This window comes from Sulfitobacter sp. PR48 (assembly GCF_028807335.1).
In the GTDB taxonomy this organism is placed as follows: Bacteria; Pseudomonadota; Alphaproteobacteria; order Rhodobacterales; family Rhodobacteraceae; genus Sulfitobacter.
In genome coordinates this window covers 85,688-98,029 of record NZ_JARAMM010000013.1, presented here as the reverse complement: position 1 = coordinate 98,029, position 12,342 = coordinate 85,688, and the positions used below count along the sequence as shown (strand labels likewise).

The window sequence follows — 12,342 nt, the reverse complement described above, 5'->3', positions numbered from 1 at the left end:
TAAGGAGACGTATCCCATGGCGACCAAGGCTTCCCGATCCGCCGCCAGACTGATGATGGCCCCCGCCGTGATCCTGCTTTTGGGCTGGATGCTGGTGCCTCTCACGATGACGCTGTGGTTCTCGTTCCGAACCTATTTGCCGCTGCGTGGCGGCGACCAGGGCTGGACCGGTTTCGACAACTACGTCCGCTTTGTCACCTCCAGTTCCTTCTGGCCCGCCGTTTCGACCACCCTGATCATCGTCACCGGCGTTCTTGCCATCACCATCGCGCTTGGCGTCCTGCTGGCGATCCTGCTGGATCAGCCGATGTGGGGGCAGGGGGTTGTGCGCATCCTGGTGATTGCACCCTTCTTTGTCATGCCCACCGTCTCGGCGCTGGTCTGGAAGAACATCTTCATGGATCCAACCAACGGGCTTTTCGCCCATCTGTGGCGGTTCTTCGGGGCGGACCCGGTCAGCTGGCTGTCGAATGCCGCGACCCCTTCCATCATCCTGATCGTCAGCTGGCAATGGCTGCCTTTCGCGACCCTGATCCTGCTGACCGCGATCCAGTCGCTGGACAGCGAACAGCTTGAGGCCGCCGAAATGGACGGCGCATCACCCCTGGCACGGTTTTTCTACATCACCCTGCCGCATCTTTCCCGCGCCATCACCATCGTGCTGCTGATCCAGACGATCTTTCTGCTGGCCATCTTTGCCGAGATTTTCGTCACCACCGGCGGCGCCTTCGGCACCCGGACGCTGTCCTACCTGATCTTCCAGCGCGTGCTGGAAAGCCAGAACATCGGTCTGGGCTCTGCGGGCGGTGTCTATGCCATCATCCTTGCCAATATCGTTGCCATCTTCCTGATGCGCATCGTCGGCAAGAACCTTGATACCTGAGGGAGGAAGAGACGAATGGCACGTTCCGTCACAACGCAACGCAAGACGATCAACACCACCATCGCGTGGATCATCGGCCTGCTGATCTTCTTTCCGATCCTCTGGACGATCCTGACCAGCTTCAAGACCGAGGCCCAGGCGATCAACGATCCACCCCTGTTCCTGTTCTTTGACTGGACCACGGAGAACTATGCCACTGTGATGGAGCGGTCGAACTACGGGCGCTTCCTGTGGAACTCCATCGTCATCGCGGGTGGTTCGACCCTTCTGGGCATCATCATCGCGGTGCCTGCGGCCTGGTCAATGGCTTTTGTCCCCTCCAAACGGACCAAGGACATCCTGCTGTGGATGCTCTCGACCAAGATGCTGCCGGCAGTGGGGGTGCTCTATCCGATCTACCTGCTGTGCATCCGGCTGGGCGTGCTCGACAACCGTGTGGCGCTGGTCATCATCCTGATGCTGATCAACCTGCCGATCATTGTGTGGATGCTTTACACCTACTTCCGCGAAATTCCCGGCGAAATCCTGGAAGCCGCGCGGATGGACGGGGCCACGCTCAAGGAGGAGATCCTCTATGTGCTGACGCCAATGGCGATCCCCGGCATTGCCTCCACGTTGCTGCTGAACTTCATCCTGGCCTGGAACGAGGCGTTCTGGACCCTGAACCTCACCGCAGCACAGGCGGCACCGCTGACCGCCTTCATCGCCAGCTACTCCAGCCCTGAAGGGCTGTTCTATGCCAAACTCAGCGCAGCATCGACAATGGCCATCGCGCCGATCCTCATCCTTGGCTGGTTCAGCCAGAAACAACTCGTCCGCGGCCTCACCTTTGGCGCCGTGAAATAGGGAACCGGAATTATGGGACAGATTGAACTTAAACAGGTTACGAAATCCTTTGGCGATGTGCAGGTCATCCCGCCGCTGGACCTGACCATCAAGGATGGCGAATTCACCGTCTTCGTCGGCCCCTCGGGCTGTGGCAAGTCCACCCTGCTGCGCCTGATCGCGGGGCTGGAGGACATCACCACCGGCCATATCGAGATCGACGGCCAGGATGCAACGGATGTGGTCCCGGCGCGGCGCGGGCTGGCGATGGTGTTCCAGTCCTATGCGCTTTATCCGCATATGACGGTGCGCAAGAACATCGCCTTCCCGTTGAAGATGGCCAAGATGGACCAGACCGAAATCGACCGGCTCGTGGATGCGGCGGCACAGGTGCTGAACCTGGCCGATTATATCGACCGCCGCCCCGGCCAATTGTCCGGCGGCCAGCGTCAGCGGGTCGCCATCGGCCGCGCCATCGTGCGCGAACCGGCGGCCTTCCTGTTTGATGAGCCGCTGTCAAACCTCGATGCCGCCCTGCGCGTGGGCATGCGGATGGAAATCTCCGAACTGCACAAGAAGCTGGCCACGACGATGATCTACGTCACCCACGACCAGGTCGAGGCGATGACCATGGCCGACAAGATCGTGGTGCTGCAGGCAGGTGTGATCGAACAGGTGGGCAGCCCGCTTGAGCTTTACCGCACCCCGCGCAACACTTTCGTCGCCGGTTTCATCGGATCGCCCAAGATGAACCTGATCACCGGCGAGGAGGCGGCGAAACATGACGCCCATACTATCGGCATCCGGCCCGAACATATCGACGTGGTCGAAAGCGGCGGCACCTGGCAGGGCACCGTTGGCGTGGCCGAACACCTTGGCTCCGACACGTTCTTTCACATCCACAACACCGGGCTGGCCGACACGCTGACCGTCCGTGCCATCGGTGACATCAGCCTGACCCACGGCGATACGATCCATCTTTCGCCCCGTGCAGATGAAATCCACCGCTTTGATGCAGCAGGATTGCGGATCGGATGAAGCGACTGGCAGGAAAGACCGCGCTGATCACCGGCGCGGCACGGGGCATCGGACAGGCCTTCGCGGAAGCCTACCTGCGCGAAGGCGCGCAGGTGGTGATCGCGGATATCGACGAGAAACGAGCAGTGCAGACAGCCACGGCGATGGGCGAAAACGCCTGCGCCGTGGCGATGGACGTGACCGATCAGGCCAGCATCGACGCAGCGATCGAAGCTGCGGTCGCCCGTTTCGGCAAGATCGACATCCTGGTCAACAACGCCGCGATCTTTACCGCGGCCCCGATCATCGAGATCACCCGCGAGGACTATCAGCGCGCCTTTGACATCAACGTGTCAGGATGCCTTTTCACCCTGCAGGCGGTGGCACGGCAGATGATCGCGCAGGGGGGCGGCGGCAAGATCATCAACCTGGCCAGCCAGGCGGGCCGCCGCGGCGAGAGCCTGGTCGCAGTCTATTGCGCGACCAAGGCGGCGGTCATCAGCCTGACCCAATCTGCCGGCCTGAACCTCATTCAGCACGGCATCAACGTGAACGCCATCGCCCCCGGCGTGGTGGAGGGGGAGCATTGGGACGGCGTCGATGCCTTCTTTGCCAAATACGAGAACAAGGCCCCGGGCCAGAAAAAGCGCGAAGTCGGCGAGGCCGTGCCCTTTGGCCGGATGGGCCGGGCCGGGGACCTGACCGGCATGGCGGTCTTTCTCGCCACTGCCGAGGCGGATTACATCGTTGCCCAGACCTACAATGTGGACGGCGGCCAATGGATGAGCTGAGATGAAACTGTCCAACGCCACACTCCCCGACCTGCCGGACGACATCCTGCGGCCGGTCTATGACCGTGCCACCCTGACGCCGGGCATTGTCCACATCGGCGTGGGCAATTTCCACCGCGCACATCAGGCATGGTATCTGCACCGGCTGATGCAGCAGGGCGCAGCGCTCGACTGGGCGATCGTGGGCGCCGGGGTGCGCCCCTATGACGAGGCGATGCGCCTGCGGCTGGCCGGGCAGGATTACCTGACCACATTGATCGAATTGTCGCCCTCATCGCAGTCAGCAGAGGTTGTGGGCGCAATGATCGACTATGTGCCGATCAAGGAGGGCAACGACCCCCTGATCGCGCGCATGGCACAGCCCGACATCCGCATCGTGGCCCTGACGGTGACCGAAGGCGGCTATTTCATCGACCCGGTGAGCAAGGCCTTTGACGCGACCCACGCGGACATACTGCATGATGCGCAGAACCCGGACAATCCGCGCACTGCCTTTGGCGCGATGGTGGCGGCCCTGCGGTTGCGCCGCGACGCGGGCACAGGCCCCTTTACCGCGCAAAGCTGCGACAACCTGCAGAGCAACGGCGATATTCTGCGCCAGATCATCGTCGGCCTGGCCCGGATGCAGGACCCGGAGCTTGCGGGCTGGATCAATGGCAATTGCAGCTTTCCGAATTCGATGGTCGATTCCATCGTGCCCGCCACCGGCCCCGCCCAGATCGCCCAGGCCCGCGCGCTGGGCATCGAGGATGCAGCCCCGGTCTGCCACGAGAATTTCCGCCAATGGGTGATCGAGGATGATTTCTGCGCCGGAAGGCCCGATTGGGATAAGGCGGGGGCAACATTTTCGAACAATGTCCACGCCTATGAAACCATGAAGATCCGGATCCTGAACGCCGGGCACCAGGTGATCGCGAATGCGGGCGAAATCCTGTCGCTTGCCACGATCTCTGACTGCATGGCCGATCCCGGGGTGGGCGGGCTGTTCCGCAAGGTGGCCCTGCGCGAAATCGTGCCCCATGTCTCGCCTGTGCCGGAGATTACCCCGGTGGCCTATGTCGACCTGATTGCGGCGCGGTTCTCCAATCCGAAGATCGAGGATACCACCCGCCGCGTCGCCTTTGACGGCAGTTCGCGGCACAGCGGATTCGTGTTGCCTCTGGTGCGCCGGGCGCTGGCGGGGGGGCTGCCGCTGGACGGTCTGGCCTTGGTCGAGGCCTGCTGGGCGCGGATGTGCGAAGGCACCCGCGAGGATGGCAGCGTGATCGAACCGAACGATCCGATGTGGGACAAGCTGACCGAAACAGCCAAAGCCGCGCGCGACCGCCCCGCCGCCTGGCTGGAGATGACCGGCATCTACGGCGACCTTGCCAGGCAGGAGGTCTTCTCGACGCGGTTCGAACATTGGCTGCGTTTGATCTGGCAGCAGGGTGTCAGATCAGCACTGAAAGAATATTGCAGGGCGGGTGGCTGCAAACGGGGATAGCGGAAGATGGTCTTTGCTGGCCTGATGACCCGTCAACGGAACCATTCGCGCCTGATCCCTCATCCTTTACCGGCGTGGGAGCGATGATTAGTCCGAAAACCGGCACTGCAGGCTGAACGGTGCAACTTTCCGGGAAACCGGGGGCTGTTCATTCGGGATGTGATTCTGTTAGTTCAGCGAATTGCCGGTGGCGCATATCGCGCCACCGGTGGCGAAAGCTCGAAAATCGCACCGGTCAGGTCAAGGTTCTATGCTGAATTCTGAAAGAAACAGAGCGGTCCACGTCGCGTCCCGCTTCTCGGTCGCGCCGATGATGGACTGGACCGACCGCCATTGCCGTTATCTGCATCGGCTGCTGAGCGGGCGGGCGTTGCTGTATACGGAGATGGTGACCGCGCCTGCGCTGGTGCGCGGCGGTGCGGTGCATCTGCTGGAACATGACGTCAGCGAACACCCCGTGGCGCTGCAGCTTGGCGGTTCCGATGCGCGCGAACTGGCGCAGGCGGCGCGGCTTGGCGCGGATGCGGGCTACGACGAAATCAACCTCAACTGCGGTTGCCCCTCTGACCGGGTGCAGTCGGGCACCTTTGGTGCGGTGCTGATGAAAGACCCCGCCCGTGTGGCAGAGTGTGTGGCCGAGATGCGGGCAGCAGTGGACGTGGAGGTGACGGTCAAATGCCGCATCGGCGTCGATGATCAGGAACCACGCGACGTCCTGCCGGATTTTCTGGCCCGGATCGTGGCCGCCGGCTGCACCCGTGTCAGCATCCATGCGCGCAAGGCCTGGCTGCAGGGGCTCAGCCCCAAGGAAAACCGCGACATCCCGCCGCTGGATTACCCGCTTGTCCACCTGATGAAGGAATATTTCCCCAACCTGCATATTTCGGTCAACGGCGGCATCGGCTCGCTGGAAGAGGCAGAGGCCTTTCTGGACGGGGGGCTGGACGGCGTCATGGTCGGGCGCGCCGCCTATCACAGCCCGGCAGAGATCCTCTGCGCGGCAGACCGGCGCATCTTTGGCGCAGGCCCTGACAGCACGCCGGAACAGGCCGTCCGCGACATGCTGCCCTATATCGAGGCGCATCTGGCGGGGGGCGGGCGGCTGAACCAGATCACCCGGCACATGCTGGGCCTTTTCGCGGGCCGCCCCGGGGCGCGCGGCTGGCGGCGGAGCCTGTCCGAAGGGGCCAGCAAGCCGGGCGCGGGCCCCGAACTGGTGGCGCAGGCACTGGCCGAGATCGAGGCGCTGGCGCAGCAGGCGCAGGCGGTGTAGCAGGGGGCGTCAAAGAGGAGATACCCCATGCCAGAGACGATGCTTTTGATCCAGATGGGGGTGCTTCTGGCCTTTATCGGTGCCTTTGCCGGCGTCCTTGCAGGGCTTCTGGGTGTCGGTGGCGGCATCGTTCTGGTTCCCGCATTTTTCTATGCCTTTCAGACCCTTGGCTATGAGGGGCCGCAGCTGATGCAGATGTGTCTGGCGACCTCTCTGGCGACAATCATCGTCACATCCGTCCGCTCCGTGCTGAGCCATAACCGGAAGGGGGCGGTCGATTGGGACATCCTGCGCGGCTGGGCACCGGGAATCGTGATCGGGGCCGTGCTCGGGATGCTTCTGGTCGCGCAATTGCGCTCGGGCACCTTGCAGGCGATCTTTGGCGGTCTTGCGCTGGTTGTGGGCCTCTACATGGGGCTGGGCCGGTCGGAATGGCGGTTGGGGGCGGCAATGCCGCGGGGGATCACCCGTGCATTGCTCTCGCCCGCTGTCGGCTTCCTGTCGGTGCTCATGGGCATCGGGGGCGGCAGTTTCGGCGTGCCGTTGATGAGCCTTTATGCAACCCCGATTCACCGGGCTGTCGCCACGGCGGCAGGCTTTGGCGTGCTCATCGCGGTGCCATCTGTCATCGGCTTCCTGTTTGTTCCGATGTCCACGGCGGTGCCGCCGCTGACCATCGGGACGGTCAACTTCGTCGCCTTTGGCATTGTGATCGCGATGACGCTGATCACCGCGCCGCTTGGGGTCAGGCTGGCCCATGCGATGGACCCGAAACCGCTCAAACGGGTGTTTTCGGTCTTCCTGATCCTCGTGGCGCTGAACATGATCCGCAAGGCACTGGGCGGGTGAGCGGCTTCCGGGTATTCGACCCGGACCCGGCCACCCTGCGCTGGGCGCAGGCAGCGCATCGCGTTGCGCTGGAGCTTGCGCGCGATCCGGCCATCCGTGCGGATAACCTGCGTCACGCGGACACCTGGTTTGTCGGCGTGGATGCATTGCCCAATGACCCGGACGGCAGCATCGGCGGTGTGCCGCTTCATGGACCCTGGGTGGAGTTCATCGAACCGCCGGACCATTGGCACCGCGCGCAGCTGTCCATCGTCTATCCCGGCTATCCGGGACAGGACCCGTCAGAGAGTGACGCCAACCACCGGTTCCGCATCAACCGTCATGCCGCGCATGTGGACGGGTTGCTGCCCGAGGGTGCGGCCCGCCGCCGCTATCTGCGCGAACCGCATGGTTTCATCCTGGGCCTGCCTTTGAACCAGGCGGACGCCGCACCGCTGATGGTCTGGCCGGGCAGTCACAGGATCATGGGCGATGCCCTGCGCCGCGCCATCGGGGACAGCGCCCCGGAAACGGTTGATCTGACCGAAGCCTATGGTGCCGCAAGGCGACAGGTTTTCGAGGCGATTGAACCGGTGCAGGTTCTGGCCAGACCGGGGCAGGCCACCTTGTTGCACCGCCATCTCTTGCACGGTGTCGCCCCCTGGGCCAAAGGCGCAACAGCCCCGCCGGAGGGTCGGATGATTGCCTATTTCCGGCCACAAATTGCCGCCTCCGCCTGGCTGAACGGCTGAACATCCGCCCGATTTCCCAACAATCACCTCGACTGCGCCTCATTGTTGCCTTTTCCTGCAGCAATTCATGGATCATAAATTTTTTGATCTTGGGACGGCAAAATGAACATTATTCTGACAGGGCCCGACGGCGCAGTGGCGTATTGGAACGCCGCTCAGAACGGCCGCACAACAATGGCATTCGGCAAACTCCAGGCCGCGGCACTGGAACGCAAATGCAGCTTTGCCCGGCTGAGCCGTTTCGCCGCCAATGGCAACCATGCCCCGACCGGTGCCGAAGGGGCGATCACCGCGGATTTCGGGCTCGACCTGCTCTACCAGATTGCCGGCAACCGCTGACAACAACCCGCTTTTTCAAGTTTATTTACCCTGTCGCGCCATGCGCGCGGCCCGGCCGCCCCGGCGTTTGGTCAGCTGACCCGCCCGGCCCGGCAATTCCGCCATGATCTCGTGCCGCTCTTCCGGTGTCATCCGGGACCAGCGGCCAATCTCGTCGATCGACCGCAGGCACCCCGTGCACAGCCGCGACTCCGGATGCACCACGCAGATCTTGACGCAGGGGCTTTCGATTTCGGCGCGCTTCCAGATCTCGTCAGTCATCCCCGGCTCCCTGCCTGCGCATCACCGCCAGACGGTCCAGCGCGCCCTGCAGAATATAGCCCGCTGCGACGTGATCAATCACTTCCGCGCGACGCTTTCGTGTCGTATCCGCCTCCAGCAGCGCGCGTTCGGCGGCGACCGTGCTCAACCGCTCGTCCCAGAAGGTGATCGGCAGCGGCAAAAGCCGGTCGAAGTTGCGGGCAAAGGCGCGGGTGGACTGGCAGCGCGGCCCTTCGGAGCCGTCCATGTTGCGCGGCAATCCCAGCACCAACCCACCGATGCGCCGGTCGCGGATGATCTCTGTCAGGCGCGCGGCATCCAGCCCGAATTTCTTGCGCCGGATGGTTTCCAGCGGCGTTGCCACGCTCAGGAAGCTGTCGCTGACCGCGACACCGATGGTCTTTTCCCCCAGGTCGAGCCCGATCAGCGCGGACATCGGGGGCAGGGCAGCGGCAAATTCCGCCATATCTTCGTATATCATTCCGCCACCCCGGCCTGCTGACCCGCGCGGTTGACGATATCCAGCGCGGCGGCATCCCCGTCAAAGACATCCAATGCGTTGTCATAGATGCGCCGGGCTTCCTCGGCGCGGTCCAGCACCGCCAGTGAGGTGATCAGCCGCGCCCAGTCTGTCGCGGGGCCGCCTTCGGTCGCGAGACGGTCAGAGAGGCCTGCCACCATGCCGCCGATCATCTCCATCCGGTCTTGCGCGCTCATTTCCGCCGCGGCCTCGATATCCTCGGCAGAGGGGCCGCGCGCCGCAGTTGGCTGCGGCATTTCATAGTCCACCCCGGCCAGCGCCGCGACCGGCATGATCTGCGCGCGGATCGGGGCGATCCAGGGCGAATCCTCGGGGCCGCGCCGCAGCAACCCGTCCCAGATGCGGAAGGCGACATCCGGGCGTCCGGTCTGCACCATCATCAGCCCGACATAATAGCGCGCCCGCCCGTCCTGCGCATCGCGCGCCAGTGCCGCCCGCAGCGCCGTTTCCGCCTGCGGAGAGACATATCCCCCCGCCGCCAGAATCAGGAACTCGCCGTAATCGCTGTAATCGGCGGCGGTGGCGCTTTCGCCCTTGATCCGCAAAACTTCTTGCTGCGCCACTGCCGCCGCCGAGAAATTGCCGATCCGGGCCTCGTTGCTTGCCAGCAGCCGGTGGCCCTGCAAATCCTCCGGCCGCGTCGCGACCGTTTCGCGCAGGCGGGTCATCAGGGTCTGGAATTCTTCGGTGATGCCCGGTTCTGCGGGCATCGGCGGCAGGCTTTCCTCGGCGGTCTGCTGGCTGGGACGGTTCTCGCGCATCTCTTCGGCAAAGGCGATCCTGTCGGCCAGGCCCAGATCACCATAGCCCGGCGCACCCACCGTGCGGTAAAGCAGCAAGGACCCGGCAACCACCACAAGCGCCAGCAGCCCATAAAGGACGCGCGGTGAACCCCTGCCGGCAGAGGGGGTTTTCCCGGCTGTGGAACCCACCGCCAGAATGCGGCGCGAAATCTCTGTCCTTGCGCGTTCGGCATCCTCGGCGGGGATGACGCCACGTGCCACGTCGCGTTCCACTTCGGCCAATTGGTCGCGGTAGACCCGCAGATCATAGGATGCCGCATCCTCCGTCCCGACCCTTGCGCCACGCGCCATCGCGCGCCCCAAAAGAGCAGCGACCATGATCGCCATCGCGCAGGTGATGATCCAGAACGTCATGCAGTCCCCGACAGATTCGAATTCAAGAATACCTAGTCATTCAACCCCATGCACAAAAGGGGACATTTTGACCACCCTCACGGCGCGCCTGCAACAATCGCGACCCATGTCGCAAATTTGCCAAGGAGTGCCGTGGCCATTATTCCTTTTTTGGTCAAGACAGCCAGAACGGGGTAAGCGACCGCGCACCACCCGAATCTGCCTACTCCAGCCAAGCAGGGACCCAGAGAGCATGAAGAAATATTCCGTTTTTGCAGTGGCCCGTGAAGCGATGCGCCACCACAGCGGTTGGACCCGAGCCTGGCGCGATGCCGAGCCGAAAAAGCGCTATGATGTGATCATCATCGGCGCGGGCGGACACGGGCTGGCCACGGCCTATTACCTGGGCAAGAACTTTGGCATCACCAATGTGGCGATCCTGGAAAAGGGCTGGCTGGGGGGCGGCAACACCGGCCGGAACACCACCATCATCCGCTCCAACTATCTGCAGGACCCGTCAGCGGCGATCTACGAAAAGGCGCGCTCGCTCTACGAAACCATGAGCCAGGACCTGAACTACAACGTGATGTTCAGCCCCCGTGGCGTGATCATGCTGGCCCAGACAGAGCACGAGGTGCGCGGATACAAGCGCACCGCCCATGCCAATGCGCTGCAGGGCGTGACCACCGAATTCATCAGCCCCCAGCGAGTCAAGGAACTGGTGCCAATCATCGACCTGGACGGGCCACGCTACCCGGTGCTGGGCGGGCTGTGGCAGGCGCGCGGCGGCACTGCGCGGCACGATGCCGTGGCCTGGGGCTATGCGCGGGCCTGCTCAGACATGGGCATGGATGTGATCCAGAAATGCGAAGTGACCGGCATCCGCCAGACCGGCGGCAAGGTCACCGGTGTCTCCACCACCCGCGGCGACATCGACTGCGACAAGCTGGGCATGGTGGTCGCGGGCCATTCGGGACATCTGGCCGATATGGCCGGTTTCCGTCTGCCGATTGAATCCGTCGCCCTTCAGGCGCTGGTCAGCGAGCCGATCAAACCCTGCATGGATGTGGTTGTGATGGCCAACACCGTGCACGGCTACATGTCGCAATCCGACAAGGGCGAGATGGTCATCGGCGGCGGCACCGACGGCTACAACAACTACACCCAGCGCGGGTCTTTCCACCATATCGAGGAAACCGTGCGCGCCCTGATCGAGACCTTCCCGATGGTCAGCCGCCTGAAGATGCTGCGCCAGTGGGGCGGGATCGTCGATGTGACCGGCGACCGCTCGCCCATCCTGTCCAGGACCCCGGTCGAGGGGATTTTCGTGAACTGCGGCTGGGGCACCGGCGGATTCAAGGCGATCCCCGGATCGGGCTGGGCCATGGCGGAACTGATCGCCAAGGGCCGCTCGCCCCTGACCGACGCCTTTGGCCTGAACCGCTTTACCGAAGGCCGCTTCATCGACGAATCCGTCGCGGCAGGGGTGGCACACTGATGGGCCGGGAAACCATTTTGCCGCTCCTAATTGGTGGAGGTATATCGCTGGTTTCTTCACTTGCAATGTTCTTGCTGACATCGTGGTACGATCAAAGAAACAAGCAGAACGAGAAAGCAACCGAGCAAGCGTTCCTTGCACATCGTGGGTTACAGAAACTAGTCCACACTTTCGAGTACATAGAGAATACAGCAAGACACATCGACAAGGAATTTGCGAACTCCGAGCGAAATACTGGCATAAAAGAACCTTCATCATTGGTTCGGCCAATTATCGGGAGCGGCGCTAACTTCGAATTTGTTGAAACCGAGGAAATTGTTTTTCTCTCGGAGGGTGACGGCGATTTGGTTGCTCGAATTTATGAAATACAGAAGCGTGCTATGAATATCGACGTAATTGTATCGACATACAACAGTTTGAGGATGGATTATGACAACTTCATTGAAAACCATATAGTCGGAATTGATGGTTCTGAGCTTCAGGCAGAATTGGAAGGCAGAGATGCTCTGATCGCGAATATGCGTGTTGGTCGTCTAAATCAGCTGCTTGGTGGATTAATTGACTTGCTAGAAGAAGATCGAAAAACCGTAAGTGGAGTAATCGAGGAGTACCTTGCCTCTGCGAGCGCTAAGTACCCTAAGCAGTTTTCCAAAGCTTCGTTTGAAATACGTGAGGCCTAAATGTTGACCATCCAATGCCCGAACTGCGGTGT

General features: G+C 62.5%; 14 protein-coding genes. 11 read left to right on the top strand and 3 right to left on the bottom strand.

What is annotated here, in order from left to right:
* Positions 1-16 precede the first annotated feature (16 nt).
* The 9 genes from PVW51_RS17365 (at position 17) to PVW51_RS17325 (ending at position 8,194) form a co-directional block, all read left to right on the top strand.
* Positions 17-883 (top strand): carbohydrate ABC transporter permease, encoded by an 867-nt coding sequence (locus tag PVW51_RS17365; RefSeq protein ID WP_114273084.1) that lies wholly within the window; start codon positions 17-19, stop codon positions 881-883.
* A 15-nt stretch (positions 884-898) separates the two neighbouring features.
* A complete protein-coding gene (locus PVW51_RS17360; RefSeq protein WP_269365051.1) occupies positions 899-1,729 on the top strand; it encodes a carbohydrate ABC transporter permease in 831 nt (276 codons plus the stop codon).
* A gap of 12 nt (positions 1,730-1,741) precedes the next feature.
* Positions 1,742-2,746 (top strand): ABC transporter ATP-binding protein, encoded by a 1,005-nt coding sequence (locus tag PVW51_RS17355; protein WP_274576311.1) that lies wholly within the window; start codon positions 1,742-1,744, stop codon positions 2,744-2,746.
* Positions 2,743-3,516, top strand: a complete 774-nt coding sequence (locus tag PVW51_RS17350) for an L-iditol 2-dehydrogenase (protein WP_269365028.1) — start codon at positions 2,743-2,745, stop codon at positions 3,514-3,516. Before PVW51_RS17355 ends, PVW51_RS17350 begins: the two co-directional genes overlap by 4 nt.
* 1 nt (position 3,517) lies before the next feature.
* Positions 3,518-5,002, top strand: coding sequence for a mannitol dehydrogenase family protein (locus PVW51_RS17345; protein WP_274576310.1), 1,485 nt, complete (start codon positions 3,518-3,520; stop codon positions 5,000-5,002).
* A gap of 250 nt (positions 5,003-5,252) precedes the next feature.
* Entirely contained in the window at positions 5,253-6,275 is a 1,023-nt protein-coding gene (dusA, locus tag PVW51_RS17340; protein WP_274576308.1) for a tRNA dihydrouridine(20/20a) synthase DusA, read from the top strand.
* Between the two features lie 27 nt (positions 6,276-6,302).
* Positions 6,303-7,124 carry a sulfite exporter TauE/SafE family protein gene (locus PVW51_RS17335; protein ID WP_274576305.1) on the top strand — a complete coding sequence of 274 codons (822 nt, stop codon included), beginning with the start codon at positions 6,303-6,305 and terminating at the stop codon, positions 7,122-7,124.
* On the top strand, positions 7,121-7,855 hold the full coding sequence (locus PVW51_RS17330; protein ID WP_274576304.1) for a hypothetical protein: 735 nt from the start codon (positions 7,121-7,123) through the stop codon (positions 7,853-7,855). Before PVW51_RS17335 ends, PVW51_RS17330 begins: the two co-directional genes overlap by 4 nt.
* A 102-nt stretch (positions 7,856-7,957) precedes the next feature.
* Positions 7,958-8,194: a hypothetical protein gene (locus PVW51_RS17325; RefSeq protein ID WP_067292796.1), complete on the top strand. Its 237-nt coding sequence runs from the start codon at positions 7,958-7,960 to the stop codon at positions 8,192-8,194.
* A 21-nt stretch (positions 8,195-8,215) separates the two neighbouring features.
* On the opposite strand, the gene PVW51_RS17320 is transcribed toward PVW51_RS17325, so the two are convergent.
* The 3 genes from PVW51_RS17320 to ccmI are packed head-to-tail and all read right to left on the bottom strand — an operon-like array spanning position 8,216 to position 10,153.
* A complete protein-coding gene (locus tag PVW51_RS17320) occupies positions 8,216-8,455 on the bottom strand; it encodes a DUF1289 domain-containing protein (RefSeq protein ID WP_269365015.1) in 240 nt (79 codons plus the stop codon).
* Complete coding sequence (gene ruvX, locus PVW51_RS17315) at positions 8,448-8,936, bottom strand: Holliday junction resolvase RuvX (protein WP_269365013.1); 489 nt, start codon at positions 8,934-8,936, stop codon at positions 8,448-8,450. Before ruvX ends, PVW51_RS17320 begins: the two co-directional genes overlap by 8 nt.
* A complete protein-coding gene (gene ccmI, locus PVW51_RS17310; RefSeq protein WP_274576302.1) occupies positions 8,933-10,153 on the bottom strand; it encodes a c-type cytochrome biogenesis protein CcmI in 1,221 nt (406 codons plus the stop codon). Before ccmI ends, ruvX begins: the two co-directional genes overlap by 4 nt.
* A gap of 232 nt (positions 10,154-10,385) precedes the next feature.
* Between ccmI and PVW51_RS17305 the strand changes: the two genes are divergently transcribed.
* Both PVW51_RS17305 and PVW51_RS17300 read left to right on the top strand, forming a co-directional pair.
* Positions 10,386-11,630 (top strand): sarcosine oxidase subunit beta family protein, encoded by a 1,245-nt coding sequence (locus PVW51_RS17305; RefSeq protein WP_269365010.1) that lies wholly within the window; start codon positions 10,386-10,388, stop codon positions 11,628-11,630.
* Positions 11,630-12,310 (top strand): hypothetical protein, encoded by a 681-nt coding sequence (locus PVW51_RS17300; RefSeq protein WP_274576298.1) that lies wholly within the window; start codon positions 11,630-11,632, stop codon positions 12,308-12,310. The genes PVW51_RS17305 and PVW51_RS17300 overlap by 1 nt, the downstream gene beginning before the upstream one ends.
* Positions 12,311-12,342: the final 32 nt, after the last annotated feature.

What these genes read in the sequence shown, in the direction of transcription:
- PVW51_RS17365 (WP_114273084.1), top strand. Translation starts at nt 17, where the DNA reads ATGGCGACCAAGGCTTCCCGATCCGCCGCCAGACTGATGATGGCCCCC.
- PVW51_RS17360 (WP_269365051.1), top strand. Translation starts at nt 899, where the DNA reads ATGGCACGTTCCGTCACAACGCAACGCAAGACGATCAACACCACCATC.
- PVW51_RS17355 (WP_274576311.1), top strand. Translation starts at nt 1,742, where the DNA reads ATGGGACAGATTGAACTTAAACAGGTTACGAAATCCTTTGGCGATGTG.
- PVW51_RS17350 (WP_269365028.1), top strand. Translation starts at nt 2,743, where the DNA reads ATGAAGCGACTGGCAGGAAAGACCGCGCTGATCACCGGCGCGGCACGG.
- PVW51_RS17345 (WP_274576310.1), top strand. Translation starts at nt 3,518, where the DNA reads ATGAAACTGTCCAACGCCACACTCCCCGACCTGCCGGACGACATCCTG.
- dusA (WP_274576308.1), top strand. Translation starts at nt 5,253, where the DNA reads ATGCTGAATTCTGAAAGAAACAGAGCGGTCCACGTCGCGTCCCGCTTC.
- PVW51_RS17335 (WP_274576305.1), top strand. Translation starts at nt 6,303, where the DNA reads ATGCCAGAGACGATGCTTTTGATCCAGATGGGGGTGCTTCTGGCCTTT.
- PVW51_RS17325 (WP_067292796.1), top strand. Translation starts at nt 7,958, where the DNA reads ATGAACATTATTCTGACAGGGCCCGACGGCGCAGTGGCGTATTGGAAC.
- PVW51_RS17320 (WP_269365015.1), bottom strand. Translation starts at nt 8,455, where the DNA reads ATGACTGACGAGATCTGGAAGCGCGCCGAAATCGAAAGCCCCTGCGTC.
- ruvX (WP_269365013.1), bottom strand. Translation starts at nt 8,936, where the DNA reads ATGATATACGAAGATATGGCGGAATTTGCCGCTGCCCTGCCCCCGATG.
- ccmI (WP_274576302.1), bottom strand. Translation starts at nt 10,153, where the DNA reads ATGACGTTCTGGATCATCACCTGCGCGATGGCGATCATGGTCGCTGCT.
- PVW51_RS17305 (WP_269365010.1), top strand. Translation starts at nt 10,386, where the DNA reads ATGAAGAAATATTCCGTTTTTGCAGTGGCCCGTGAAGCGATGCGCCAC.
- PVW51_RS17300 (WP_274576298.1), top strand. Translation starts at nt 11,630, where the DNA reads ATGGGCCGGGAAACCATTTTGCCGCTCCTAATTGGTGGAGGTATATCG.